This window comes from Mesorhizobium sp. BHbdii (genome assembly GCF_053848045.1).
Map to the genome: position 1 here is coordinate 12,211 of NZ_JBSPKX010000007.1, position 25,014 is coordinate 37,224.

General features: G+C 59.7%; 20 protein-coding genes and 3 pseudogenes. 17 read left to right on the forward strand and 6 right to left on the reverse strand.

The window, feature by feature from the left end; all coding sequences use genetic code 11:
- Nucleotides 1–25 precede the first annotated feature (25 nt).
- Nucleotides 26–2,623 (reverse strand): AMP-binding protein, encoded by a 2,598-nt coding sequence (locus ACWTU8_RS26980; RefSeq protein WP_455850541.1) that lies wholly within the window; start codon nt 2,621–2,623, stop codon nt 26–28.
- 1,011 nt (nt 2,624–3,634) lie between these two features.
- Between ACWTU8_RS26980 and ACWTU8_RS26985 the strand changes: the two genes are divergently transcribed.
- Nucleotides 3,635–5,941, forward strand: coding sequence for an nSTAND3 domain-containing NTPase (locus ACWTU8_RS26985; RefSeq protein WP_455850542.1), 2,307 nt, complete (start codon nt 3,635–3,637; stop codon nt 5,939–5,941).
- A 224-nt stretch (nt 5,942–6,165) separates the two neighbouring features.
- Here the strand turns inward: ACWTU8_RS26985 and ACWTU8_RS26990 are convergent, their stop codons facing one another.
- From ACWTU8_RS26990 to ACWTU8_RS27000, 3 genes are all read right to left on the reverse strand, one after another.
- Nucleotides 6,166–7,932: a hypothetical protein gene (locus ACWTU8_RS26990; protein WP_455850543.1), complete on the reverse strand. Its 1,767-nt coding sequence runs from the start codon at nt 7,930–7,932 to the stop codon at nt 6,166–6,168.
- A 513-nt stretch (nt 7,933–8,445) separates the two neighbouring features.
- Nucleotides 8,446–8,799: a VanZ family protein gene (locus ACWTU8_RS26995; RefSeq protein ID WP_455850544.1), complete on the reverse strand. Its 354-nt coding sequence runs from the start codon at nt 8,797–8,799 to the stop codon at nt 8,446–8,448.
- 1,021 nt (nt 8,800–9,820) lie between these two features.
- Nucleotides 9,821–10,717, reverse strand: coding sequence for an ATP-dependent DNA ligase (locus ACWTU8_RS27000; RefSeq protein WP_455850545.1), 897 nt, complete (start codon nt 10,715–10,717; stop codon nt 9,821–9,823).
- Between the two features lie 70 nt (nt 10,718–10,787).
- Here ACWTU8_RS27000 and ACWTU8_RS27005 point away from each other — a divergent pair, with 70 nt between their 5' ends.
- Entirely contained in the window at nt 10,788–10,976 is a 189-nt protein-coding gene (locus ACWTU8_RS27005; protein WP_455850546.1) for a DUF3606 domain-containing protein, read from the forward strand.
- A gap of 55 nt (nt 10,977–11,031) precedes the next feature.
- Here the strand turns inward: ACWTU8_RS27005 and ACWTU8_RS27010 are convergent.
- Nucleotides 11,032–11,403: pseudogene (locus tag ACWTU8_RS27010) on the reverse strand (hypothetical protein).
- 852 nt (nt 11,404–12,255) lie between these two features.
- Between ACWTU8_RS27010 and ACWTU8_RS27015 the strand changes: the two are divergent.
- On the forward strand, nt 12,256–12,957 hold the full coding sequence (locus tag ACWTU8_RS27015; protein ID WP_455850547.1) for an outer membrane protein: 702 nt from the start codon (nt 12,256–12,258) through the stop codon (nt 12,955–12,957).
- A gap of 326 nt (nt 12,958–13,283) precedes the next feature.
- Here ACWTU8_RS27015 and ACWTU8_RS27020 read toward each other — a convergent pair whose 3' ends face one another.
- Nucleotides 13,284–14,174 carry a LysR family transcriptional regulator gene (locus ACWTU8_RS27020; RefSeq protein ID WP_455850548.1) on the reverse strand — a complete coding sequence of 297 codons (891 nt, stop codon included), beginning with the start codon at nt 14,172–14,174 and terminating at the stop codon, nt 13,284–13,286.
- Between the two features lie 121 nt (nt 14,175–14,295).
- Here ACWTU8_RS27020 and ACWTU8_RS27025 point away from each other — a divergent pair, with 121 nt between their 5' ends.
- From ACWTU8_RS27025 to kdpB, 14 genes and pseudogenes are all read left to right on the forward strand, one after another.
- The gene (locus ACWTU8_RS27025; RefSeq protein ID WP_455850549.1) at nt 14,296–15,021 is read left to right on the forward strand and encodes an SDR family oxidoreductase; all 726 of its coding nucleotides are present in this window, start codon (nt 14,296–14,298) and stop codon (nt 15,019–15,021) included.
- A gap of 191 nt (nt 15,022–15,212) precedes the next feature.
- A pseudogene (locus tag ACWTU8_RS27030) lies at nt 15,213–15,483 on the forward strand (Atu4866 domain-containing protein).
- Nucleotides 15,484–15,563: 80 nt separating this feature from the next.
- Nucleotides 15,564–15,722 (forward strand): annotated as a pseudogene (locus tag ACWTU8_RS27035) (NYN domain-containing protein); the annotation flags it as partial.
- Nucleotides 15,723–15,853: 131 nt separating this feature from the next.
- The gene (locus tag ACWTU8_RS27040; RefSeq protein WP_065008572.1) at nt 15,854–16,084 is read left to right on the forward strand and encodes a hypothetical protein; all 231 of its coding nucleotides are present in this window, start codon (nt 15,854–15,856) and stop codon (nt 16,082–16,084) included.
- Between the two features lie 165 nt (nt 16,085–16,249).
- Nucleotides 16,250–16,510, forward strand: a complete 261-nt coding sequence (locus tag ACWTU8_RS27045; RefSeq protein WP_455850550.1) for a DUF982 domain-containing protein — start codon at nt 16,250–16,252, stop codon at nt 16,508–16,510.
- Nucleotides 16,511–16,666: 156 nt separating this feature from the next.
- Complete coding sequence (locus ACWTU8_RS27050) at nt 16,667–16,855, forward strand: DUF3606 domain-containing protein (RefSeq protein ID WP_065008570.1); 189 nt, start codon at nt 16,667–16,669, stop codon at nt 16,853–16,855.
- Nucleotides 16,855–17,037: a hypothetical protein gene (locus ACWTU8_RS27055; protein ID WP_455850551.1), complete on the forward strand. Its 183-nt coding sequence runs from the start codon at nt 16,855–16,857 to the stop codon at nt 17,035–17,037. Before ACWTU8_RS27050 ends, ACWTU8_RS27055 begins: the two co-directional genes overlap by 1 nt.
- Nucleotides 17,038–17,195: 158 nt before the next feature.
- Nucleotides 17,196–18,245 carry a glycosyltransferase family 2 protein gene (locus ACWTU8_RS27060; RefSeq protein WP_455850552.1) on the forward strand — a complete coding sequence of 350 codons (1,050 nt, stop codon included), beginning with the start codon at nt 17,196–17,198 and terminating at the stop codon, nt 18,243–18,245.
- Complete coding sequence (locus tag ACWTU8_RS27065) at nt 18,202–18,927, forward strand: class I SAM-dependent methyltransferase (protein ID WP_455850553.1); 726 nt, start codon at nt 18,202–18,204, stop codon at nt 18,925–18,927. Before ACWTU8_RS27060 ends, ACWTU8_RS27065 begins: the two co-directional genes overlap by 44 nt.
- A gap of 77 nt (nt 18,928–19,004) precedes the next feature.
- Complete coding sequence (locus ACWTU8_RS27070) at nt 19,005–20,504, forward strand: hypothetical protein (RefSeq protein ID WP_455850554.1); 1,500 nt, start codon at nt 19,005–19,007, stop codon at nt 20,502–20,504.
- A 350-nt stretch (nt 20,505–20,854) separates the two neighbouring features.
- The gene (locus ACWTU8_RS27075) at nt 20,855–20,944 is read left to right on the forward strand and encodes a K(+)-transporting ATPase subunit F (protein WP_036266998.1); all 90 of its coding nucleotides are present in this window, start codon (nt 20,855–20,857) and stop codon (nt 20,942–20,944) included.
- A 33-nt stretch (nt 20,945–20,977) separates the two neighbouring features.
- A complete protein-coding gene (gene kdpA / locus ACWTU8_RS27080) occupies nt 20,978–22,681 on the forward strand; it encodes a potassium-transporting ATPase subunit KdpA (protein ID WP_455841451.1) in 1,704 nt (567 codons plus the stop codon).
- Nucleotides 22,682–22,706: 25 nt separating this feature from the next.
- Complete coding sequence (locus ACWTU8_RS27085) at nt 22,707–22,919, forward strand: hypothetical protein (protein WP_287338289.1); 213 nt, start codon at nt 22,707–22,709, stop codon at nt 22,917–22,919.
- Nucleotides 22,916–25,009 carry a potassium-transporting ATPase subunit KdpB gene (gene kdpB / locus ACWTU8_RS27090; RefSeq protein ID WP_455850555.1) on the forward strand — a complete coding sequence of 698 codons (2,094 nt, stop codon included), beginning with the start codon at nt 22,916–22,918 and terminating at the stop codon, nt 25,007–25,009. The genes ACWTU8_RS27085 and kdpB overlap by 4 nt, the downstream gene beginning before the upstream one ends.
- Nucleotides 25,010–25,014 lie beyond the last annotated feature (5 nt).

Below are 25,014 nucleotides of genomic sequence, written 5' to 3' on the forward strand. Positions count from 1 at the left end.
ACGGCATGGCCCTGCTGTGCTGTTTTCAGGCGGAGCGCAATTCCAGCAGGCGTCCCAGCGCAAACCTGCCGCGCAGGTTTCGCATAGCTGCCAAGACCTTGCCGGCGATGATGCCTATCCCGATGCCGCCGGCTATTGCCAGCAACTGAAAGACCGAAGTCGGCAGCATGCCAGCGACAGGCGCCATCAACACTTCAGGGACGAAGCGGTGGAACAGGTAGATTGGGAACGCGGCGACGGCGACCTGCGTAACCATCCACCCGACCCCCGCTGGCAGGCGAATACGCGGTGCGTAGAGAAGGGCCAAGACCGCCGCGAAGATCGTCAAATACTTGACCGTTGTCCCCAGCCAAACCGATTCCCAGAAGGCCAGATAGCCCAACACCGCGGCGGCAAACGCGGTCAGAACGAGCTTTCTCGCGGGACTATCGGCAAGACCGGCACACCAGCCGAAGACGGCAAGGTGGAAGACCCAGTAGATCGCGAAGGTCTGGCGGTTGTCTATGTCGACGAACGGCGGGACGGAAAAGCGCGCTGCCGTCGCAAATCCCAGAAAGCCGAGCGAGAGGGCAAAGGGTCGAGCCCGGGCGAGCTTGCGCACTGCTGGAATGGCAAAGGTGAGGGCGAAGACTAAAAGCGTCTGCGCATAGGCCTCGATGAACCAGTAAAGATAAGGGATCATCTCGTGACGTTCCGGTTCGGCATAGCCAAAATTGCCGGTAAGCGTCAGCGAAGCCCAGGGCACCGACCGCCAGGCAGCAGCGTAAGCGGCGACAATGAGAAAATAAGGAATCAGGACGTCGATCGCAGGCCTCAGTGCGTGCCGGATTCGACCGGCCAGGAAATGGGTGGACTGGAAGCGAGCAAGGCTGAAGCCGACGAGCAGCATCATGACGCCGGAACCGCCGGGGATGGGCCACAGCGTCTGGTGGTGCACGACCACCAGCAGGATCGCGATGACCCTCAACACCAAATCGGTCGGCAACCCGCTTGCCTGCTTGTGCTGGAGAGGCTGCCTCATCCCATGACGGCCCGCCAGTTCGGAGATGCTCAGGCGTTCCCAGCCTTCCGGCAGCTCCAAACCGTCCTGTTCGAGTTCCAGAGCCAGTTGCAGGAAGCGAAGGGAATCTCCGCCGAGGGAGACAAAGCTATGGTTGTGGCCAACAGGGAGTGGGTAGAACACGCGGGCATAGGCGCCAAGCACGCCGCCCGTCTCGGACCGGATTTCCGTCCGCCCTTCCAGCATCTCGCGATGGAGGCTGGTATAGTCGATCTTGCCAGAGGCAAGCCTGGGAAAGTCCTGGCGGGTAGCGACGCGAATCAGATTGGCCGGCAGGCGACTGGCCTCGGCAAGGATTCGCTGCGCCCTTCCCGTCGAGCCAGCGTCAATGGCATAGGCCTGTAGCCCTCGATCGTCGCCGAGTACGGCGGCGGCGATACCCGCCCGCTGGAGCGCCTGCTCCATGATATCGAAGCCGATCCTGAGGCCTGCAATCTTGGCGAAGCGGCTTTTGCGCCCGACGATGCGGAAGAAACCCTGCTCGTCCTGTAGGGCAATGTCGCCGGTGTTCAGGGTCTCGACCTCGGCGCCGCGCGCGAGGTCGCAGCGCCGCGCGCCGTAACCCATCATCACGTTCGGCCCTCGATAGACGAGCTCTCCAGGGACGCCCGGCCGGCATATCGGCTCTCCCCCGGCATCGACTATGCCAAGGCTGCCGCCGGGGATGGGCACACCGATCCGCTCCTCCCGGTCGGAAAGGCTCTCCGGCGGCACGAAAGCGATGCGTGCTGTCGCCTCGGTCTGGCCATACATGACGAAGAAGCGGCCGCCCCGGGCGCGCATGTGGTCCCGGTAGCGGCGGATGAGGTCGGGATTAAGCTGTCCGCCCGCCACCGTCATCATGCGCAGCGTCTTGAGTTCTGCGTCGCGAAAACGCGCCCTTTCCAGAAGTTCGTAGGAATACGGGACACCAGACAGGTTCGTGCAGCCGCCCTCGGCGATCATCCTGAGGAAATCGCCGTCCACGACCGAGACACCGGGGAAGAGGACGCTGGCGCCCGCAATCAGATGCGAGTTGAGGACCGACAGCCCGTAGGAATAGTGGAGCGGCAGCACGAGAGCTGCCCGGTCGGAGGAAGAGAGTTCGAGATAGCTCGCGATCGAGCGCGCATTGGCTTCGAGGTTGGCAAACGAAAGCCTGACCGCCTTGGCGGCGCCCGAGCTGCCGGACGTCATCAGCAGCAGCGCGAGATCGGGATGCAGCGGCTCTGCATCTCTGGCTCTCCGAGCTTCCTCAACCAGTCGCCAGCGGCCGTCGGCTGGCCTGTAGATGAAATCCGGCTGAAAGACTGCCAGGAAATCCTCCCAAAGCTTGTGATCACAAGGCGGCAGCATGGCCACTGCATGACCGGCCTGCAGAGCTCCGACATAGGCGGCGACCGCATGCTCGGAAGCTTCCGCCGATATGGCCACGAGCTGTTTTTTTCCTTGTCCCAGCTGCGAGGCGAAGCGTAGCGCGAGGCTGCCGAGTTCCCCGTGGGAAAGCGTCCGTCGGTCGGCGAAGACAAGCGCCGCACGCTGCTCGTCATGGGCGAATTCGGACACAAGGTTGATGGAGGGCATGGACGAGCTTCGGTTTGCCGGGGAAACTGGCCGACGCGCCTATAATACATGATGAATTAAGTCAACTATGCCGTATTTGTAGTTACCAAGCGCTTCGGGTGGCGTCCGATCCCTAGTTCGGACCGGCGTCCCAATACGACCTCCGAATGATTATGCTTTCTCTTTGTGAGACAATGATCTCCATGCGGCGCGGCGCTGTCCATCCTTGGCTGGAATGAGCAGGACAACTGTGCAGACTGGCCTGCCGTTGCGCGTATCGCAGCACCTTCATGCGCGACTCTCGCTTCGGTCGGCAGTGTGCGGCGCGTACGCAAGAGACCGCCGCGCCGCGCAGTTGAAGATTGCACCACTGCGAAATCAGGTTCATCCGGCTTCACCGGCGGCCCTCGTTGACATCGGCGCAACACTGGCTGTTTGTAGCGCCGAAGGCGGACGGAGCGTTCTGTCCGCTTCGTGGATGGCGCTCATTCGTGCGGCTAATCTCCCCCTATCCATCGTTGTGCCGCGTTTCTCTCCTTTGGCCAAGACACCACCGACCAGTCACCGCGTCCGTAGCCACCATCACGAATGCGGGAATGGGGCCGACAGCGGACTGGCAGGTTTCGCCATTGGGATAGAGGATAGCGGACGTCTAGACTGTGGAGCTGAGGTCTACAATTGGCTAGTCTCAACGTCCGGACTACTCGCCGCTCCTATGTGCTCCGATATTGCTCGGCCGTCAGGCAGCAGGCCGAACTTCACTCGAAGGACCAAGTCTTCGAGTAACTGGCCAGTCTTGGTACAGAACTCGTTGATGTCGAACCAGCTGACATAGTCCGACAAGTAATGTCGATGGCGGCCGGCAGCACACAGCGAGCAGACGTTGTCTGAGCTAATGGGACGTACTAAATCGTCATCGGGGATTGGTCAGGCTGGCTCTGAGACGGCAGCAACACGCCCATAGAAGAAGGCTCACTACGGAAGCAATCGACGCGCATGCGCCGACCGTGCTGCTCACAAGGAACCAGCCTAATGACGTACGACTTCTCCGCGCTATCTTATGCGGATTTCGAGGACCTCTCGCGCGATCTCATCGGCAAGGAGCTCGGCATTCGTTTCGAGGCGTTTGCGCCCGGCCCGGATGGCGGGATGGACGGCCGTCACGCTGCCGGAGGTTTCAGAACGGTGTTGCAGTCCAAACACTATGCGGGCACCCGCTGGAGTGGACTCAAGAAGGCGATGAAAAAGGAGCGCGCGTCGATCGACCGCCTCACGCCGAACCGGTACATCCTAACCACTTCCTGCCCACTTTCACCTGAGAACAAGGCCGAGCTTGCGGGCATCATCGGGCCGGCGCTCAAGAGCGAGGACGATATCTTTGGCCCTGGCGACCTGAATAGCCTTCTGCGCAAACACCCCGAAATCGTGAAGTCGCACATCAAGCTATGGCTGTCGGGTACGGCAGTGCTCGAGCGCGTCCTGCATGCCGCACTGCACAGCTTCAACGACATCACCAGGGACGAAATCGTAGAGAAGGTACGGGTGTACGCGCCAAATCCTAGCTTCAACGCGGCGCAGGATATTCTGGAGAAGCAGCACGTCCTAATCATCTCGGGACCGCCCGGAGTCGGCAAGACGACGCTGGCCGAGATGCTCTGCTATGCGCATCTCGGTGACGGGTGGGAACTGAAGGCCATCCGGCAACTCGACGACGGCCTGACCACAATTACCGATAAGAAGAAGCAGATTTTCTATTTCGATGACTTCCTCGGGCGGGTCGCGCTAGATAAGAATGCGCTTTCAAAAATGGATTCCCACCTTGCGCGCTTCATTACGCGCGTGCGCAAATCGCCGAACGCGCGATTCATCCTTACCACGCGCGCGCCTATCTTTGAGGAAGCGAAACGGCATTCCGAGCATCTGGCAGACCGGCAGCTCGATATCAGCCGGTACCTACTCGATGTCGGAGTGTACACTCGGCGGATTAAGGCGCGGATTCTCTATAATCACCTGCTCGTCACCGGCACGCCGCAGACGCACATCAACACGCTGATCGACAGCGGAAAGATCGCGTCGATCGTCGACCACAAGAACTACTCGCCGCGCCTGATCGCCCTGATGACCGAAGGGGCGCGTGTGGCCGACTATACCGCAGAGGACTACCCGGCCGTCTTTCTAGCGGCGCTCGATAATCCCACGCAGCTATGGGACATACCGTTCCGCAAGCATATCCCCACGACCTGCCGCCACTTGCTTATGACGCTCTTTTTCTGCAGCGAGTTCGGAGTGCAGATCGAGAGGCTGCGCGCGGCCTATGCATCGTACCACCGTGTCCTCTCGGATCACTATGGCGCGTCGCAGGATCCAAAGGATTTCGAGGAATCGCTTAAGATTCTCGAAGGCGGCTTCATCAAGATCGTCGGTACGATGGTGAGCTTCGTGAACCCCTCGGTGCGCGACTATCTCCAGAGTTACCTCGACGATTACACGTTGCTTACCCTCGCAGCGCAGGCATCAGTGCAAAGCGAGTGGGCACAAAGAGTTTGGGAGCATGGCAAGCGCCTGGCCACGGCGCGAACGCGACCGATGCCAGCCGGGCGCGCCGCGCTAGCCCGCGCCTTCCTTCCAATCGCCCGCGCGTTTCTGACGCTTCCAGTATGGCTCAAGATCCAGACGAGCGCCCATAGCGTGACCTACACTCCGACTGGCCTGTCCAATGTGGAACGTGTCGAGCTAATGATCGACTGGTGGTATGCGAGCGCCGACGACAACTTTCTGCCGATGATCAGTACACTGGCGGGCAATCCCGTGGATGGTTGGGATGCATGGCGAGACGCAGACAATCTGCTCATCCTTGTCGGAAAGCTAAGGGGCACTGGATACTTCGATGAGCTGCCTCAGGCAGCCGACCTTGCCGACATTCTTGAGGAGGGCGCCGCCAACATGATCGACGTGAATTCGCTCACTTCGGAGGATCTGGACAAGTTGTCCGACGCCTACGAGGAGTGGAGGTATTACCTTGGCCCTGTGATCAAAGAAGCCATCGCATCCGGGATCCGTCGCGAGTTCGAAGAGATTGACAAGGTACTGCGCGATATGGACTCGGAGTCGACCGTGGATGAGCATATCGAAGTCCTAGAGAAGCTGGGCAAGCGCACCGGCATCTCTGAGGAGGCTATCAAACGCGCCAGTGAGAAGGCCTTGGAGCGCAAGATCGAGATCGAGAGCGACAGCACGGCGGCCCCCTCCTCGTCAGTCAGGAGCCGCGATACGCAGATCGCTGACGCATTCGACGATGCGGCGCTGCAAACACTATTTGCGCCCTTGCGTCGTGCCTGAAGGGCCGGTGCCTCCTCTAGGCGCCCCAGCCATTGGTCTCCTTGAGGAAGATCATGCCATCCAAAGCACCGAGGATCGTGGAATTCGTTGGGGGGCCCGCACGCGGAACGTCGCACTTCGGATAACTGGCGCAGATAGCCGACCTGCGCATCCAGCGTTGTCCCGACCGCTTTGCGTCGATCGGTTATTTGGCTAGCAGGGCGAACTGATTGAGCCGGCAAGAGCTATTTTGTGTCCATGAGCTTGCTGACATGCTCCTTCGTCAACGACGTGTCCGCCTTGGCCTTGCTGAAGAAGTTGCGCAAGATACGGTACTTGATGCCGATCTCTGAAACCACTTGGTCGATGTCAGAGAGCTCCTCCTCCTTTTTGGCACGGCCAACGATGGTGGCGACGGCGGAGCGGTAATATTCGGCAAGGTTGAGGATCACTGACTCTAGATAACTGGGCATCAGGCCGGCGTGAACCAACTGGTTGCGGGCACGGTAGACCCTGTGGATCTGCCAGCGGACACGGTTGTAATGGTCGTCCATCGTACCATTCACGGCCCCGATGTTCTTGTAGTCGCGCTGGAGCTTGTAGACCCGATGGAGCGCCAGCGGATTGTCGCTCAGCAAGCCGCACAATCTCTTCTGATATTCCACGTTCTCTTCGAGGAATACCAGCTCGGCAAAGGCGTCCTGGCCGTGTGCCTCGGTTTCCATCTCGCGGGTGATCTTATTGAGCCGGTTGCGGTATCGCGGAAGCAACTCGTTATAGACAGCGATGACTTGGCGCCGCGTATGGCGCATAACAATGCAGGGCACGATAAGTTTTGCGTAGTGAACGATACGGGCCACCTCGCGCGGTTCGCTCAACAACACCTCGATCGCGGACCAAAGCGAGATAAGCCGGTTTTCCGGGTTGAACGATGTCCTTGCCAACGCAGCGGTCCGGATGGAGCTGAGTAGCCGTTCGGTCGACGTTTCGTCGAAATTCCGGGCAATGTCAGCGGCATAGTTGCTTATCGTGCGGGCGCGGGTGACTCGCAGGTTCTTCTTGATCGGAAGCGGGCGAGCCTTGTTCTCCAGAAAGTCGGTCTTGGTAATGGCCTCGCCCGATTTGGCGCGATGGAGTGTGATGTGCATAGTGTCACCCCACTCGCAGTGCATTCCGTATGGGTCCAGGAAGGAAATAGCGCGCTGGGCACTGAGTAATTGGTAGGCAGAATCCATAGCGGCTTCGGGGTCGAGGGTGTCCGCCGTCCACTCGAACACCCAGGCCAGAACATCCTTGTTGGTGTTCTCGTCCAGCGTGGGCTCATAAGCGCTTCCGGCAACCCGCTGAAAGGCATTGAAGTCCAGGCCTCTCAGGTAGTTGCCGAGGTCGCGGGTCACGCCGACATGTACGATGTACCGGCGGTTCTTGCCGTCGAACTTGCTCAGGAACTTTTCCAGGGTTTTGCGGCCCATTCGCACAACGGTCTTCTCGAAGAAGGTTTCATCTACGACGTGACGGATGTGATTGCGCTCGTAGCCAAGGTTCAGGAGATGGGAGCAATAGAAGCCCACCAGCTTGCGGTAATCCATCCTCTGCCTCGGCTGATCAAACAATTCCAGCAACAGTCGCTCAAGAGTCTCCTTGTATTTGTCGGCAATCAGCTTCTCGATCAGCCACAGGTGAGATGCGAAATCATCCAGTGAAAAGCTCGTGCCGAGCAGAGTGATAAGGGACCCTATCTCGTCGGCCGCAAGGCTCCGCGCTGCGGGATCCTTCGCAAAAGACCACTTCATTTCCTCGATAACAGGGTCAAGGACGGCACGCGGCACCCGCTGGTCCTCTACATCGGCAATCAGATCAAGGGCCTCATCAACGCGGGCGGTTGTATCCAGCGAATAAACACGGAAGCTCTCAAAGGTCGTTGGCGTCAGCATCTCGCTCATGAGTTGAGCGAACATCAAGATGCCGCGACTACCGTCTGTATCGGGCCACTTTTCTTTCGGAAGACGCACGACTCAATCCCCAACCGCCCTTGGGAGAGTATTACCGGACAATATCTCCATCAAGTATACGAAATAGTTGGCTCAGCCAGCCAAGCAGGTCGCCAAATGCGAAGAAACCGCACTGGTCGTCGGGTGCCGGAGGTGCCGTGATTGACTCAGCTCGGGGAATAGCAATTTTGACGGCAGCACTTCTTTGGTGCCGCGATGACTCTAGTATGGCACGGATCCCATGTCTGCTTATGGAATGTGGCGAAACCGGTCACAACGGCTGAGTTGAGGCGCAGAGCTGCCGTTCGCGGATTTGGTCGGGTCGGATGGATTTGGCGGCCAGACCTTGGGAACCACCAGCCTGAAGCGATCGTAACTCGCCATTGTAGACGTGTAACAAACTGCGTAACAAACCACACGAAAAGATCAATCTTTTCAGCGGCATAGGGATTGAATCGAAAGACGCTCTCTCCGCCAACCATCCACCACCACTGATCTGGGCCAACGGGCGACCTATGGCAGGCCTCCAGCGAGCTACTTTGTCCAGCTTGCGATTGTGATCCCGCAGGCCATGCCAGCACAGTCGGCAATCCAGTCGAATACATCCGGACCGCGCCCTATCAGTTGCGCGCCCTGAACAACTTCAATCGCCAGGCCCGAAAATGCGAGGAGAACGATCAGCGTTGCCTTGTGTTTCGTCCAGCCGAGACTTCCCAAGGCCGCCAAAACAGCGAATGCGGCGGCGTGGATGAGCTTGCCATGATGCGTGAAGGTCACTCCCAAATTATGCAGGAGCCACTCCGGAAAAAGGGCGAGCAGGAGAACGCCGGCCAACGCGACAAGGAAAGCAACCCTTGCCGCGATCGGATATGAACCTGCGCGCAACAATATAGGTCAGCCCTTCATCCGAAGTCTGCAGAGGCGACCGCCAGCACGAAGCGGTCTAGCGCTAAGGCAGATTCTCAATCTCTACCCTCCAACGGACCGGCGCATCGGCCGAACAGATGAAAGACGCGCGCCTCTGGCGAAGCGCGGGGGCATTCCACGACCAACGCATCGGGCCAACGGGATGACGCCTACGCCCGCGAGGGGAGAAGGACTGTGGGAGCATCCGGGAAATCGGAAGATCCAGTACGCAGAAAAATCAGCCGGCCAAAGCTGGAATAAAATTACGGTGACATAAATCACGGTGACAGTGCACTTTTTGCCATGTTTGCTCGGCTGTCGCTGTGTGTAGATTGAAAGCATGGCTCGACTTGCATTGCCGCGCAGCCGATGTCGGCATCTGGGCGGCCGGTGGGCAGCGAAGCACTTCTGGACCGGATTTCCGAGCACCGGAAAGCCGAAATCGGGAAACATGCCGCCGCATACTGGACCGCCCATCGGTGGGGCGCTGATGATCAAGCAAGCCTAACGGCGAATACGTCCGGTCAACTTGTCCACGAGCGTCATCGGGAAGCTGAAGGTCTGATACATCATCCCGATGGCCGGAGGTGGCTTTGACACCGGTTGAGCATCTATCTACACCGCCCGCTCACTTGGAATTAACCAATTTTGGTAGCCGGGAACAAACAGTCAGCGACTCGCGTTTCTTACGCGAGGCCGGACTCTCGTTCCCCTCGGTCTGGCTGTGAAGGCCCACTATCTTTTGCACTGACAGCGGGCTTCGAGGGTTCGCAAATGCCGCGCCGGCGTTTCACTCGCACCTGCTTTAGCCCTCACGATTTGGCTATTTGTGAACGCGTGTTTGATCAGGTTTGCGCAGATGAAGTCATCGACCCTTTTAGCCGGGATGCCGAAGCCTTAGCGGTGACGATTGTCGCAATCTTTCGAAACGTAACTACCAACGAGCGCGAGCTGCTCGGGGAAGTCAGATCTCGTCAACGCTCAAAGAGCGCAGACAGGCGCACTAGCTCTCGTCACTGAAACCCAGCAGCGACGCTTGGCGTATGTGGGTGTGGTCGCCACGGAGATGCTTGACGCGCAGCTTTACACCAGGCCTGACCCATTGGGTCGCCGGCCGTTTCTTCATGGCCTCTGGCGGCGGCCCGGCATGCTCTCGAACCCGCTTCAACAGCCGCTCCTTCATGTCGCGGCCCAAGGTGATGAAGGCGGTACCGAGATATTTCCCAGTTCCTGGCTGTGCCAAAAGTGCGAAGGCTGCATTGCCAGGCTCGCGCTCGATGCCCAGCAGTTCGAATTCGTCGACCGTGAAGCTCTTGGTCTTCAGCCAGTTCGAGGTCGGGCCGCTGCGGTATTTGCTGTCGGCTCGCTTCGAGACAATTCCCTCAAGTTCGACCTGCTCGACGAGATAGAAGATCGACTTGGCGTCACCAGGCATGGCCTCGCTGAACTGGATCCGGCTGTTCGGCTTCATGATGCCGCCGAGAATTTCGCGGCGCGCCTTGCAGCCGATGTCGCGCAAATCACGGCCATTCAGGTGCAGAATGTCGAATGCGCAGAGGTACATGCCATAGGGATTGTTGTGGACCGCGTTCTGGAGCGCGTTGAAGTCGGGCATACCGGCCTTGTCAGTGACGACCGCCTCGCCGTCGATGATGGCGTTCTTGACCTCAAGCTCCGTCGCCGCTTCCACGATGCCCAGATATTTACGCGTCCAGTCCTTACCGGTTTCGGCATAGACGCGGATATCCTCGGGGCCGTTGATGATGATCTGGGCACGATAACCGTCGAGCTTGATCTCGTGAATCCAGTTGTCACCCTCGGGCGGCTTGGCCACCAGCTTGGGCTCCATCGGGAGGATGAACTCTAGCCGGCCGGTGCTGGCCACTGCCCGCCTACGCATGGAACCTAGTCTAGGTCACTGGCGTATATTAGCCATAGTGAATATGACGAAATTCTAAAGGACGTGCGATATGGCAGACGACAAAAGCAAACGCGACTTTCGCGACCGCAACAAGATATCGGCGAACGACGATTATGAGGTGAACTTTTTCGTTCTGCAGAACAACATCACGCCGGCGCAGGTGCGCGAGCTGATCCGCAAGCACGGCAACGATCGAGCGACCCTGACCGCCGCCGCGAAAGCATTGCCGGCACAATGATGACCAAACTCTCGGAGGCGCGAGCCTTTTGTGGCTCAGCACATCTCGACGCCGTCTAGCGTGGAACCGCAGGTATTCCCGAGACTGAGCGCGCCGTTTCGGCGGAGAAAACCACGAAGGCAAAGATGAGCACGCTGACAGCGACGATCATGGTGCCGGTGGCGACGATCGGCTCAAGGGCTGGATTTCTATGCAGCATCACGTAAAGGGCCATCACGACCAGGCCAGATTGTAGACGCCGGGACCATCGCGATCCTGCGGGCGGCTTTTGTCGGGTTCAGAGCGTAGTATCCACCGAATATTGCACTCGTCACCCATCCCAAGAAGGTTGATGTGCGCGTGGCACCGTGATTGCCTGAAATTGCCATCTGCAGGCCGGCTAAGGAAGACGATCGCTGTCTTGAAAGAGATCCGAGATTTTCGGCATGTCATGTCCTCCCCAAGCCGTTGCTGGCGGCCCGGCAGCCTGTGGGGGTGACCGGCCAGCCACCGGGCCTAACCGGCTTGCGCCGGCTGGCGAAAACATGTGCTCACGCTAATGTAATTGCAACATCGAGATGCCGGTGCGCACAGCGAGGTTCGCGATCTCGACTCCTGTCCCAAAGGCTGGTTGGCGGGTCATCCCGTGAAGACGATGATCTCCTTCGCACCGCCGACTCCAGCCAGTGGAATTACGGTGACAGTGCACTGTTTGGCATGTTCGCTCGGCTGTCGCTGTGTGTAGATTGAAAGCATGGCTCGACTTGCATTGCCGCGCCGCCGATGTCTGCATCTGCGCAGTCGACGGGCAGCGAAGCACTTCTAGGCCCGGCAAACCGGACAGCCGTGAAATCGGAAAGACGCGGCAGGGGGATAGAAATGGTGCACTGTCACCGTAATTCCCGTAATTCCCGTAATTCCCGCCGACTCGGTAGGCCAATATCAATTTAGATCGTCAACGCCAGCAACCCAGCGATCGCGTTTCTCTAAAGTCGGACTAACCGCCTTTCGCTTTCAGGTATGGATTGCCACCGTACTGCTCGGCATCTGGAGTGCAGATAACGCCTGCCTCCTTCCCGCCGCACTTCGAGCAAGCACACGCGCTGCTGCAATTCACGTACGGCGACTCCTCGGCGGCCAGGATGCCGGCACGAGTCGTGCGAGCAAAACAGGAACCAGGATCACCGCCACAACTGAACCGTGCATTTTGCTTCCGTGTGTTGCGCCGCAGTTACAGTTCAGCCACAACCTGTGTGTTATTCAATTTTTGGTGACTTCCTTTCAACACAGGCATCAATCCATGAAGAAAATCGCGTTTGCCACGTTCCTGCTCGGTTTCAGCGGTGCGGCCTTGCTTGCGGCTCCGGCCTTCGCGGCCGATGCAGTTGTTTACGAGCCCACGGCACCCGTCGCTGTTGCCTACGACTGGAGCGGCTTTTATGTCGGTCTTCAGGGCGGCTATCTCTGGGGGCAAGCAGAACACAGCTACTCCAACGGTGCGCCAAGTGACGATTCCGATCCCGATGGCTTCATTGGTGGCGTCCATGTCGGGTATAACTGGCAGTCCGGCTCTTTCGTCTACGGTGTCGAGGGCGATTTCGAAGGCGGTGACGTGGAGGGCAGCTTCGAAAATGCTACCGGAGGGACTTCTGTTGGAACCAGCGAATTGAACTGGCAGGGCTCGATCCGCGCAAGGCTCGGCTACGCATACGACAAGGCGCTTCTCTACGTTACCGGCGGCTGGGCGATCGGCGATTTCGACTTCGGTGGCGGCCCGTTTCCGCTTCCTGCCAGCGGGGGCTATTCGGATACGCTCAACGGCTGGACAATCGGCGCCGGCGGCGAGTGGGCCTTCAACGAACATTGGACCGCGCGACTGGCGTATCGGTATACAGATTTCGGAGAAGCCTCAGGCAACTTGGCTCCCGGATTCCCGGATGTCGATATGCCGGTTGACCTAACCACGCACGCGGTGAGGGTCGGCGTCAGCTACAAGTTCTGATCCTTTGGGGACGCAAGGAAAACCCCGGCCCAGCGGCCGGGGTTTTCGTTTGGGCTCGAATTGGCCATCACCGCCTCAACATCCGAACCGCCCTAGACCAATGTAACTGCAACATCGAGATGCCGGTGCGCAGCGAGGTTGACGATCTGGCCTCTCATCCCAAAAAAGGTGGTGGGCTGGTTGGCGGACGGTGAAAGGAAGTCGCTTGCGATGTGCAGCATGTCGCGTCCAGCGCGAGATAGAATCGCTGGGAGCGGAAAGCAAATTCGGTTCGCTCCCGCTATTCGAAAAGGACTGCAATGGCGCGATCGCCCGCGCGAAAGACGCTAGCCATGACGCCGTAGGTGATCGACAAGGGCGCGCAGCTTCGGCGCGACGTTGCGACGGCTCGGATAATAGAGGTAGAAGCCGGCAAAGCGCGGGCAATAGTCCTCGAGAACTGGCACCAGTTCGCCCCGATCGATCCACTGGCGAAAGCTCTCCTCCATGCCGAAGGTGATGCCGGCGCCGGCGATGGCCAGCTTTATCATCAACGCCATATCGTTGGTCGTGATCTCCGGAGCAACGGCGACGCTGAACTCCTTGCCGTTCTCGGCGAATTCCCAACGATAGGGCGCGACCTTCGGTGCGCGGCGCCAGCCAATGCAGCGATGGCCGGCGAGCTCCCTCGGATGCGAAGGCGCCCCGAACCGATCGCGATAGGCCGGCGCGCAGGCGGCCAGCTGCCGCTCGTCACCGGCGACAGACACCGCAATCATGTCCTGCTCGATCACTTCACCGAGCCTGACGCCGGCATCGTATCCCTCGGCAACGATATCGAATTCCTCGTCCGTCACCGTGATGTCGATCTGAACCTCCGGATTGGCTTCGGCAAAGGTCGCCAGGAACGGCCCTGAAAGAAAGCGCTCGGAGATCGACGAGACGGCGAGCCGCAACTGCCCGCGAGGACGTCCGCGCAGGTCCCCGGTGGTCTCCATCGCGGCGCGCATGTCGGCAATGGCGGGCGCTATCTCGGCGTAGAGGCGTCCGCCAGCCTCGGTCAGGCTGACGCTTCGCGTCGTGCGCTGGACAAGAGCGATACCGAGCGTCTCTTCCAGGCGCTTCACCGTCTGGCTCACCGCCGAGCGGGTGACGCCCATGCGGTCCGCAGCCGCGCGAAAGCTCCGCTCCTCGGCCACGAGGGCGAACACCGCAAGCGCATTGAGATCCGGCTGCATTGGTTAGCTGTTCTTTCCATGCTGCGAACAAATAGGCGTCTTATCGCAACAGTGGAACAGATCCATCTTCGTGGCAACCGCTGCATGGCAGTTCGCAGGATCAACCAGACGGAGACGAAACATGTCCCTCAACAAAGTTGTGCTCATTACCGGGGCTTCGAGCGGAATTGGCGCCGCCATCGGCCGGGAGCTCGGTGCTGCCGGAGCAAAGGTCATGCTCGGTGCGCGCCGCACCGATCGGCTGGACACACTCGCAGAAGAGATCAGGGCAAACGGCGGGGAGGCAATGACACGCCACCTGGACGTGACCGACCGCGCCCATGTCGCCGCCTTTGCCGAGACGGCGCGCCAGGCCTGGGGACGCGTCGACGTAATCGTCAATAATGCCGGCGTCATGCCGTTGTCGCTGATGGCCTCGATGAAGGTCGATGAATGGGATCGGATGGTCGACGTCAACATCAAGGGCGTGCTCTACGGCATCGCCGCGGTGCTGCCGGAGATGACGGCCCGAGGCTCCGGCCATGTCGTCAACATCGCCTCCATCGGCGCGCTTTCGGTGTCGCCGACATCCGCGGTCTATTGCGCAACCAAATACGCGGTGCGCGCGATCTCCGATGGCTTGCGGCAAGAGCACGACAACATCCGCGTCACGTGCATCCATCCCGGCGTGGTCGAGAGCGAGCTCGCCGACACGATCACCGATCCGGTCGCGGTGGAAGCGATGAAGACCTATCGCGCCATTGCGCTGCAGCCCGACGCCATCGGCCGTGCCGTGCGCTTCGCCATCGAACAGCCGGACGATGTCGACGTGAACGAGATCGTCATCCGACCGACAGCCAGCAAGTGAGGCAACAATGGATTTTCGTTTTCACACCTCGTCGCGCGATCGCAGCATCGCAAACGTTCTCCGAGCTGTTCACGGAGGGTCGCGCCGATCCCGGAAAACAACCCTGAGGAGCTGTCGCATGAAGGACGCTTGCCGCTGCCGTGTTTCTTGCCGGCGCCGCCGTTTTACCAGTACAGAAAGGTCTCGCCCAGATGAATGTCGAGCAAAATACGGTTACCCAACCTTCGGGAAGCCATCCCTATGTCGGGATGTGGGCCACGGCCGATGGCTATATCCCACAACTTGCTTCCAAACTGTCGCTATGACGAAGCGCGCGGAAACCGTGAGAGCGCGTACCAGGGGCGCTATGAGATCCGAGGAAATCACATCGACTATTGGGACGATACCGGCTTTACCGCTGACGGAACGTTCATTGAAGGCGTGCTGCATCACGCGGGTATGATCTTGTATCGGGAGAAGTAGTGACGTTCGTCGAATCTCGACAAAAAAGTTACCCCTGCCCCATATGTCATTTGGTGCGAAGGCAAAAATAGCGACTCACCTTGCCTACCGAACCACGTTCTCCACGGCGTGCAGTGCTGATCGACGCAGACAATGCCTCGGCCGAGATTGCCGACGGGTTGTTCGAGGAAATCGCAAAGATCGGCGAGGCAAGCGTCAAGCCAGTCGCGAGGAGCCGAGAGAAATCGAAGTCGGCAGGGTCGCGCTGAGCCCTGCAAAAAGGCAACTGTCCGCGGTCCGATTGGCCTCTGGTCGGACCACTATTTCGCTGGCGGAAACCGCCATTCGGCGTATCATTCTTTTGGGGGAGGGTTCATGGCGGAGGAGGTCAATGAACATCGTTTCGAGAGTGCCTGTCGTTGACTTGACGGCCCAAGAACTTGTTTCATCTGCGCTTTCAAAATTTCGCGCCGGCGACACCATATCGACCAGAGCCGCAATAGACGCCATTCGCCGGGCAGCCCCGGCCTTTGAGGACAGCGACGACCATCTGGTCGAGCTTGTCGTGATGACCGCAATTGGTAGGACCATGGGCGTCGTGTTCGACCATCGGTCCCGCTAATTGCATGTCGCTCTGCGCCCAATTAGCTTGCGCACTGTCGGAACTACCGGCGACGTAAGCCACTCAGTAACCATGAATTGTGATCGGGATGGATCACGCCATTCGTCATCGGAACGTATAACCCCGCTGCGCCGTTGCTGTCCTTCGAGTAAAGGAGTGGCGGTGATGCGTGATGAACAATTCGACGTTCCGGTGACGATCGAGAGCGAACGGATCGGCCGCTCCCTCTCTGTGACGAGGACGGTTCAGGCGGCCTCGCTTCTGGTCGACAAATGGCCAGACGAAAAGCGCGGGCCGAAATATCGCGCGGCCTTGAAAGCCATGATGGATGCAATGGAGCAGCGGCGGGCGGTTGGCAGTGCGCGGCGGGCGTTCACGGCCGCCGCCAAGGAAGCCCATCTGTTTGTGCGCGAAGGCCGGCACTAGTGCATGTCGCGCAAAGTGTGCAGGTTTTTGCGAGAACGGCATGCATAGAAACAAGAGCTTGAAACGCGTCGCATGAATGCGTTCAAGCGCGACGCGCTTTAAGGAACCTCACGAAATCTCCATCGTTATGCTCTAGGTCAACGAGGAGAACCTGTCATGCCCGATGACAAAACCAAGACCGACAATCGTGATCGCTCGCAAGTAGCCGGCGACGAAGACTATGAGGTGAGGCATCTCGCCGAGGAAGCCGGCATCACTCCCGAGCAGGCACGCACCTTGATCAAGCGCCACGGCACCGATCGCAAGGTGCTGAACGAAATCGCCAAGAGCATAAAGGCGTTGTGATGGCTGAAAAACGGACCGCTACGGCCGATCGGAAGAAACGCCAACCGGACGACGAGGAAGCCCTGCGCCTGGCCGAGACCACCGACGTTTCGCCCAACCAAGCGAAGGATCTGATACGCAAGCACGGCAAGAACAGCCCCAAGGTCGAGAAGGAAGCGAAGAACTTCAAGGCCGAAGGCTGAGCCCCCGATTTGGCGGAGCGTCTGCCCTCGCCGCATCACCGTCGCACGTGCCCCGCCATCCGTACGCTTCGCTTATCTGGCCTCACGGCCGGCCGAGCGCCTTATCAATTTTCTAACAAATTCGGCCTATTCCCGTTCTAACCATGGGAGCTGGGCTTTTGGCGCAAACAGAGAAAATCGCGGCGCGACCCGCTGTCGCGCTGTCGGTCGTCGTGCCGTGCTATAATGAAATCGGTGGGGTCGCCGAACTTTACCGGCGCGTCACAGCCGTTTGCCGTAAACAAGCGGGGCATTCCTACGAGATCGTGCTGGTCATCGACGGAGCCACCGACGGCACCCGCGAGGCCATATTCGAACTCGCCAAACAGGACAGCCACGTCGTCGGCATAGACCTCGCCCGAAATTACGGCCACCAGATTGCGCTCAGCGCCGGCCTGGAGTTTTGCCGCGGCCAGCGCATTCTCATTCTCGATGCCGACCTCCAGGACCCGCCGGAATTGCTCAAAGCCATGATGGCAAAGATGGATGAGGGGTTCGACGTCGTCTATGGCCAGCGGGTGAAGCGCCAGGGCGAAGGCTGGTTCAAGCGCGCAACCGCCGCATTGTTCTACCGTCTGCTGCGCAAGATGGTGGACGTCGAGATGGCGCTCGATTCCGGGGATTTTCGACTTATGAGCCGCCGCGCGCTTGATCATCTCAATGCGATGCCCGAGCGTTACCGCTTCATTCGCGGCATGGTGAGCTGGATCGGCCTGAAGCAGGTGGCTTTTGCCTATGAGCGGCACCAGCGCTTCGCAGGCACCACGCATTACCCATTGAAGAAGATGGTGCTTCTGGCAATGGATGCGATGACGAGCTTCTCCATCGTGCCCTTGCGGTTCGCCTCGCATCTCGGCTTGATCTTCGGTTTTCTCGGGCTTGCTGCGCTCGGCTACACGCTCTTCTCATGGTTTGCCGGCAGCGTGTTGCCCGGCTGGACCAGCCTGGCGGCAATCGTCCTGATCCTCGGCAGCGTTCAGCTTCTGGTCCTTGGGATTTTCGGGGAATATCTCGGGCGCATGTATATGGAGACCAAGCGGCGGCCGCTTTACCTCATAAACGAGATTGCTGCCCATGATCCTGCCGCCGGGAAACTGCCCGTACATCGTCTTCAGGAAATGGCCCATGAACTGGCGAAGGGAGCCGCGCGTGCTTCAGGCCGAGTTTGATCAGTTCGCGCTGGAATATCAGCAGCAGCATGCCGCAAGTATCCGGCTGAGCGGCGAAACCCCGGATTTCTTCGCGCAGTACAAGATCGACGAGGTCGCCGCAAGGCTGGCTCACTCCAACGTGAAGCCGCGGCGGATACTCGACTTCGGCGCGGGCGTCGGCAATTCGCTGGGGCCCATGCGCGCCGCATTTCCCGACAGCGAAATCACCTTGCTCGATCCCTCCTCGCAGTCGCTCGACATCGCCCGCAAGCGCTTTCCCGGCCAAGCCGATTTCAGGCACTTCGACGGCGAAACGATCCCTTATGACGACGCAAGTTTCGATCTTGCCTTCGCCGCCTGCGTGTTCCATCACATCCCTGAAGACCTCCATGTCGGCCTGATCAAGGAGATCGAGAGAGTGCTGACCGGTGGTGGCAGCTTCTTTTTGTTCGAGCACAATCCCTGGAATCCGCTGACGACGCACGCGGTGCGAAACTGTGCTTTCGACGAGAACGCAATTCTGATCAACAGCCGCGATTTGCGCAAGCGAATGGCTGCGGCCGGCTTCTCCAAATCCGATGTCGTCTACCGGATCTTTTTCCCACGCGTGCTCGCAAAATTGCGACCCTTGGAGGGCTTCCTGACCAGGATGCCTGTGGGAGCCCAATATTTCGTGCATGCGGTCAAGCCTGCCGTTTGAGCGGACGCCCTGCCCTCGAATGAGCGACAAGCTGAAACCCCCAATCGATCTGCCGCAGGGCGGCTTGGAGCTATGATATGAACGGGATTCAGGCGACCGTAGCGACCGTTGCGACCGCGTCGTCGGTCAACGACGCGCAGCGGGCCAGGGCGATGTTCTGCCTGTTCGTCGCACCTCTCGTGGCATTCGCGCTTTCCGCCCACGCCCAAGCCATCCTGCAGGACCCCGACTGTTGGTGGCAGGTCAAGGTGGGGCTCGATCTGCTGGCAAATCGTACGTTCCCGCTTGTCGACAGCTATTCTCATACTTTCGCCGGCCAGCCGTGGATCGCCAAGGAATGGCTTGGACAGGTTCTCCTCGCGCTCGCCTACACGACAGGCGGCTGGAACGGCGTGGCGCTGCTGATCATCTCAACCATCGCCCTGACAGCCGCGCTGCTGTCATGGTGTCTCAGCACCTGGTTGAGACCGACGGCGGCAGTGGGACTGGCCTTGTTTGCGGCGGCCTTGATCTCCCCGATCTTCACCGCGCGTCCACACATCTTCACCTTGCCCATCATCGTGATCTGGACCGCAATGCTTTTCCGCGCAGCGCGCTACGAGCAGAGACCGCCTCTGTGGCTACTTGCCCTGCTTGTCCTGTGGGCCAATCTCCACGCGACCTTTACCATCGGCTTCGTCATTGCGGCTTTCGCCGGCCTCGATGTTCTTGTGCGAACCCGCCTGTCCAACCCCGTACTCCTTGGCAAATGGGTTGCCTTCGGACTGCTTTGCCCGGTGGTCAGCTTGATCAATCCCTACGGCATCAAGGCCATCCTTGCCACTTTCACGGTAGCCTATGGCAATGAAGCGGTTCCCTTGATTATCGAGTGGAAACCGTTCGACGCCTCGGATCAACCGTTCCAGGAAGTGGGTATCCTACTGTTCGTTTTCGCGCTGCTTGTGTCGAGACTTCGCGTCGGCTGGGCGAAAGCGCTGTTCATCGTCTTTGCCTTGCATATCTATCTCACCCATCTGCGCTTCATGTACCTGTTCTTTCTGCTGGTCCCGATCGTGCTTGCGGCCGAGATTGCCGAGCAATATCCCGCGCTTTCCCTGGCGAAATGGGTGTCCGACAGACGCGACGGGCTGGAACGGTTTTTCGCAGAGCGATTTTACCGGATCTGCGGCGTGGCAGGCGTTTTGCTGGTGGGGACAACCGCAATGCTCACGAGCGCCTATCAGGTCGAGCCGAGCCAGAAGACTTCGGCCAAGGATGCGCTCGCATTCGTCGAATATAATCATTTGTCAGGCAACGTCCTGAATTCCTACAACTTCGGCGGCAGCTTGATCTTCCATGGAATCAAAACATTCATCGACGGCCGGACAGATCAGCTCTTTCTCAACGGCTTTATGAAGACAGATGCCGAGACAGGACGCAGCGGGGGAAAGCCTGTCCTCGAAGCCCAGCTAAAGAAGCATGCGATAGACTGGGCCTTGCTGACGCCGGACGACAGCCGCATTCCATTCTTCGATGAACTGGGCTGGAAGCGCGCGTATGCCGACGACTATGCCGTGATCTATACGCGCGATCGCTGATTTCCGGCAGCTTCGCGCCGGCGCACGACTTGTCTTTAAACGCCGTGCTCTGAGATCCCGGCGGGAAAATCCTATAGAATTTTTATTTCTTTCCTCTTCTCCACGTCTCGAACCTTTATGGTGTTTCGAGCCATATTCTACCTGAAACACATCTCGGTCACTCTGCCGTTGTGGCGGGGTGCTTCCGTATGATTTCGGACCTGCCGTCTGCAGGTGAAGCGAGAATAAAGCGAAGAATAAGGAACACGCGGGAATGGACATCATCGTTCTCGGAATAGGGTTTTTGTTTTTTACCCTGTTCTTCGCCTTTATCAAAGCCTGCGACAGTCTTTAGGCGAAAGGATCGCAACATGCTTGTCGACTATATCCTCGGTGGCGCTGTGACCTTGTTCCTTCTCGCCTACCTGACATACGCCCTCGTTCGCCCAGAACGTTTCTAACGGCAACTGGCGAAGGCACGGAAAGCTACACCTATGACTTTCAACGGATGGATACAGATCCTCGTCTATTGCGGGATCGTTTTTTTGCTCGTGAAGCCGCTCGGCGGCTACATGTATCGCGTTTTCAGCGGCGACCGCACATTTCTCTCGCCGATTTTGGGTCCTGTCGAGCGACGCCTTTATCGCATCTCGGGAACCAGCGAGCGTGAGGAGCAGCACTGGACCACCTATGCGGCGGCCCTGCTGTTTTTCAACCTGGCCGGTTTCCTGGTGCTCTACGTCCTGCAGCGGCTGCAAGGCAGCCTGCCTTACAATCCGGCCGGTATGACCGCCGTCGAACCCGGGCTCGCCTTCAACACCGCCGCCAGTTTCATGACCAACACCAACTGGCAGAACTACGGCGGCGAAAGCACGATGTCCTATCTCGTGCAGATGGCCGGCCTCACCGTGCAGAACTTCCTGTCCGCGGCGACCGGCATCGCCATCGCAATCGCGCTGATCCGCGGCTTCACCAAGGCCTCCGGCAAATCGATCGGCAATTTCTGGGTGGATATGACCCGGTGCACCCTTTACCTGCTGTTGCCGCTCTGCATCGTGCTGACGCTGGTCTATGTCTATCTCGGCATACCGCAGACGCTCAGCGCCTATCTCGACGCCACAACATTGGAGGGCGCTCGGCAGACGATCGCGGTCGGGCCAGCCGCCTCGCAGATCGCCATCAAGATGCTCGGCACCAATGGCGGCGGCTTCTTTAACGCCAATGCCGCGCATCCTTTCGAAAATCCCGACGCGATCTCGAACCTGATCCAGATGGTTTCGATCTTCGCGATCGGTGCGGCTCTGACCAACGTCTTCGGCCGCATGAACGGCAACCAGCGCCAGGGTTGGGCGATCTTGACCGCGATGGGCCTCCTGTTCATCGCTGGCGTCGCCGTCTGCTACTGGGCTGAGGCGTCAGGCAATCCGCTGGTTCATGCGCTGGGCATCGACGGCGGCAACATGGAAGGCAAGGAAACGCGCTTCGGCATCGCTTTGTCGGCCCTGTTTGCGGTCATCACCACGGCCGCGTCCTGCGGCGCGGTCAACGCGATGCATGACAGCTTCACCGCGCTTGGCGGCATGATCCCGATCATCAACATGCAGCTCGGCGAGGTCATTGTCGGCGGTGTCGGCGCCGGCCTCTACGGCATCCTGATGTACATCGTGATCGCCGTGTTCGTCGCCGGACTGATGGTCGGACGCACGCCCGAATATCTCGGCAAGAAAATCGAGGCCAAGGAGATCAAGATGGCAATGCTGGCCATTCTCTGCCTGCCGCTGGCGATGCTGATCTTCACCGCCATCGCGGTGGTGCTGCCGACAGGCGTCGCTTCGATGGCCAATGCCGGCCCGCACGGCTTCTCCGAGGTTCTCTATGCCTACACCTCGGCTGCCGCCAACAACGGCTCGGCCTTTGGCGGCCTGACCGGCAACACGACCTGGTACAATGTCACGCTCGGAATCGGCATGCTGATGGGCCGCTTCCTGGTCATCATCCCGGCTCTGGCGATCGCCGGTTCGCTGGTCGCCAAGAAAACAGTGCCCGCCTCCGCCGGCACCTTCCCGACCGACGGGCCGCTGTTCGTCGGGCTGCTGGTCGGCGTCATTCTGATCGTCGGCGGCCTCACCTTCTTCCCGGCGCTGGCAGTCGGACCGATCGTCGAGCACCTGGCTGGCATCCACGGGCAGACATTCTGAAATGGCCCCACTTTGGATCAATGTCATGGCCTGGTTCGAAACCATACGCCGCAAGATTCGATATCGAGCCGATCAGAAGGGGGCAACCCCGCCTCCTTTCCCGACCATGTCCACGTTCTTCGGCATTGCGGCCGTCATGATCGTGATCTGGCTGCTGGCCTCCGGGCTGCCGCATCTTCGTTCGGCATACGATCGATCGGCGCCATTCAACAACATCGATACTGGAGCCACTAAATGAGCCAGTCCAAATCCGCTGTTATCATGGATGCCCGCGTCCTGCTGCCTGCCATCGACGGGGCCTTCAGGAAACTGAACCCGCGCACCTTGATGCGCAATCCGGTGATGTTCGTCGTCGCTGTAGTCTCGGCGCTCACGTCAGTCCTGTTCGTCAAGGATCTTGTCACTGGTGGCGGCAATCTCGGCTTCTCGCTGCAGATCATCATCTGGCTGTGGTTCACCGTGCTTTTCGCCAACTTCGCCGAAGCGGTCGCCGAAGGCCGAGGCAAGGCGCAGGCCGATTCGCTGCGCAAGGCGCGCACCGAGACCCAGGCCAAGCTGTTGAGCGGCGACGACCGCACCAAGTTCAAGCTGGTGCCCGGCACCAGCTTGAAGGTCGGCGATGTGGTGCTCGTCGAGGCTGGCGACATCATTCCGTCCGATGGCGAGGTGATCGAAGGCGTCGCTTCGGTCAACGAGGCGGCAATCACCGGCGAGTCCGCTCCGGTGATCCGTGAATCCGGCGGCGACCGTTCGGCGGTCACCGGCGGCACGCAGGTTTTGTCTGACTGGATCCGCGTGCGCATCACCGCGGCCTCCGGCCATACGTTCCTCGACCGCATGATCTCGCTGGTCGAAGGCGCCGAGCGCCGGAAGACGCCCAACGAGATCGCGCTCAACATCCTGCTCGTCGGCATGACGCTGATCTTCGTGCTGGCGACGGCGACGATCCCGAGTTTCGCCTCCTATTCGGGCGGCTACATTTCGGTGACCGTCCTGGTCGCCCTGTTCGTCACGTTGATCCCGACGACGATCGGGGCGCTGCTTTCGGCCATCGGCATCGCCGGCATGGATCGCCTGGTGCGGTTCAACGTGCTGGCGATGTCGGGCCGCGCCGTCGAGGCGGCTGGCGACGTCGACACGCTGCTGCTCGACAAGACCGGCACGATCACGCTCGGCAACCGCCAGGCGACGGCATTCCGTCCGGTCAAGGGCGTCAGCGAGCAGGAGCTGGCCGACGCTGCACAGTTGGCCTCGCTTGCCGATGAAACGCCGGAAGGCCGCTCGATCGTCGTGCTGGCGAAGGAGAAATACGCCATCCGTGCCCGCGACATGGCAACACTGCATGCCGCTTTCGTGCCCTTCGCCGCGCAAACCCGCATGAGCGGCGTCGACATCGATGGCTCGTCGGTTCGCAAGGGCGCGGTCGATTCGGTGCTCGCCCACGTCAATCAGTCGACCGTCGCCACGCATGGTACGCGCCCCAGCAGCGACACCGTCCGCGACCTTCAGGCGATCGCCGACGACATCGCCAAATCCGGCGGCACGCCGCTGGCGGTCGAGCGCGACGGACGCCTTCTCGGCGTCGTCCATCTCAAGGACATCGTCAAAGGCGGCATCAGGGAACGCTTCGCCGAACTGCGCAAGATGGGGATCCGCACGGTGATGATCACCGGCGACAATCCGATGACGGCGGCGGCGATCGCGGCGGAGGCCGGCGTCGACGATTTCCTTGCCCAGGCGACGCCCGAGGACAAGCTGAAGCTCATCCGCGACGAACAGGCCAAGGGCAAGCTCGTCGCCATGTGCGGCGACGGCACCAATGATGCGCCCGCCCTTGCGCAGGCCGATGTCGGCGTTGCCATGAACACCGGCACGGTCGCCGCACGCGAAGCCGGCAATATGGTCGACCTCGACAGCGATCCGACCAAGCTGATCGAGATCGTAGAAATCGGCAAGGCGCTGCTGATGACGCGCGGATCGCTGACGACCTTTTCCATCGCCAACGACGTCGCCAAGTATTTTGCCATCATCCCGGCCATATTCGCCGTCTTCTACATCGCGCCGGGGCAAACCGCCGGTCCGTTGCAGGCGCTTAACATCATGCATCTCGCAACGCCGCAGAGCGCCATTCTCTCGGCCATCATCTTCAACGCACTGATCATCATCGCGCTGATCCCGCTGTCGCTGAGAGGCGTCAAATATCGCGCGATTGGCGCGGGCGCGCTGCTCAGCCGCAACCTTCTTGTCTACGGCCTCGGCGGCATCATTGTCCCCTTCGTCGGCATCAAGGCGATCGATATGGCCATCACCGCGCTTGGCCTCGCATAAGGAAT

Coding starts and splice junctions, on each gene's coding strand:
- ACWTU8_RS26980 (WP_455850541.1), bottom strand. CDS start 2,623: ATGCCCTCCATCAACCTTGTGTCCGAATTCGCCCATGACGAGCAGCGT.
- ACWTU8_RS26985 (WP_455850542.1), top strand. CDS start 3,635: ATGACGTACGACTTCTCCGCGCTATCTTATGCGGATTTCGAGGACCTC.
- ACWTU8_RS27000 (WP_455850545.1), bottom strand. CDS start 10,717: ATGCGTAGGCGGGCAGTGGCCAGCACCGGCCGGCTAGAGTTCATCCTC.
- ACWTU8_RS27005 (WP_455850546.1), top strand. CDS start 10,788: ATGGCAGACGACAAAAGCAAACGCGACTTTCGCGACCGCAACAAGATA.
- ACWTU8_RS27015 (WP_455850547.1), top strand. CDS start 12,256: ATGAAGAAAATCGCGTTTGCCACGTTCCTGCTCGGTTTCAGCGGTGCG.
- ACWTU8_RS27020 (WP_455850548.1), bottom strand. CDS start 14,174: ATGCAGCCGGATCTCAATGCGCTTGCGGTGTTCGCCCTCGTGGCCGAG.
- ACWTU8_RS27025 (WP_455850549.1), top strand. CDS start 14,296: ATGTCCCTCAACAAAGTTGTGCTCATTACCGGGGCTTCGAGCGGAATT.
- ACWTU8_RS27040 (WP_065008572.1), top strand. CDS start 15,854: ATGAACATCGTTTCGAGAGTGCCTGTCGTTGACTTGACGGCCCAAGAA.
- ACWTU8_RS27045 (WP_455850550.1), top strand. CDS start 16,250: ATGCGTGATGAACAATTCGACGTTCCGGTGACGATCGAGAGCGAACGG.
- ACWTU8_RS27050 (WP_065008570.1), top strand. CDS start 16,667: ATGCCCGATGACAAAACCAAGACCGACAATCGTGATCGCTCGCAAGTA.
- ACWTU8_RS27055 (WP_455850551.1), top strand. CDS start 16,855: ATGGCTGAAAAACGGACCGCTACGGCCGATCGGAAGAAACGCCAACCG.
- ACWTU8_RS27065 (WP_455850553.1), top strand. CDS start 18,202: ATGAACTGGCGAAGGGAGCCGCGCGTGCTTCAGGCCGAGTTTGATCAG.
- ACWTU8_RS27070 (WP_455850554.1), top strand. CDS start 19,005: ATGAACGGGATTCAGGCGACCGTAGCGACCGTTGCGACCGCGTCGTCG.
- ACWTU8_RS27075 (WP_036266998.1), top strand. CDS start 20,855: ATGCTTGTCGACTATATCCTCGGTGGCGCTGTGACCTTGTTCCTTCTC.
- kdpA (WP_455841451.1), top strand. CDS start 20,978: ATGACTTTCAACGGATGGATACAGATCCTCGTCTATTGCGGGATCGTT.
- ACWTU8_RS27085 (WP_287338289.1), top strand. CDS start 22,707: ATGGCCTGGTTCGAAACCATACGCCGCAAGATTCGATATCGAGCCGAT.
- kdpB (WP_455850555.1), top strand. CDS start 22,916: ATGAGCCAGTCCAAATCCGCTGTTATCATGGATGCCCGCGTCCTGCTG.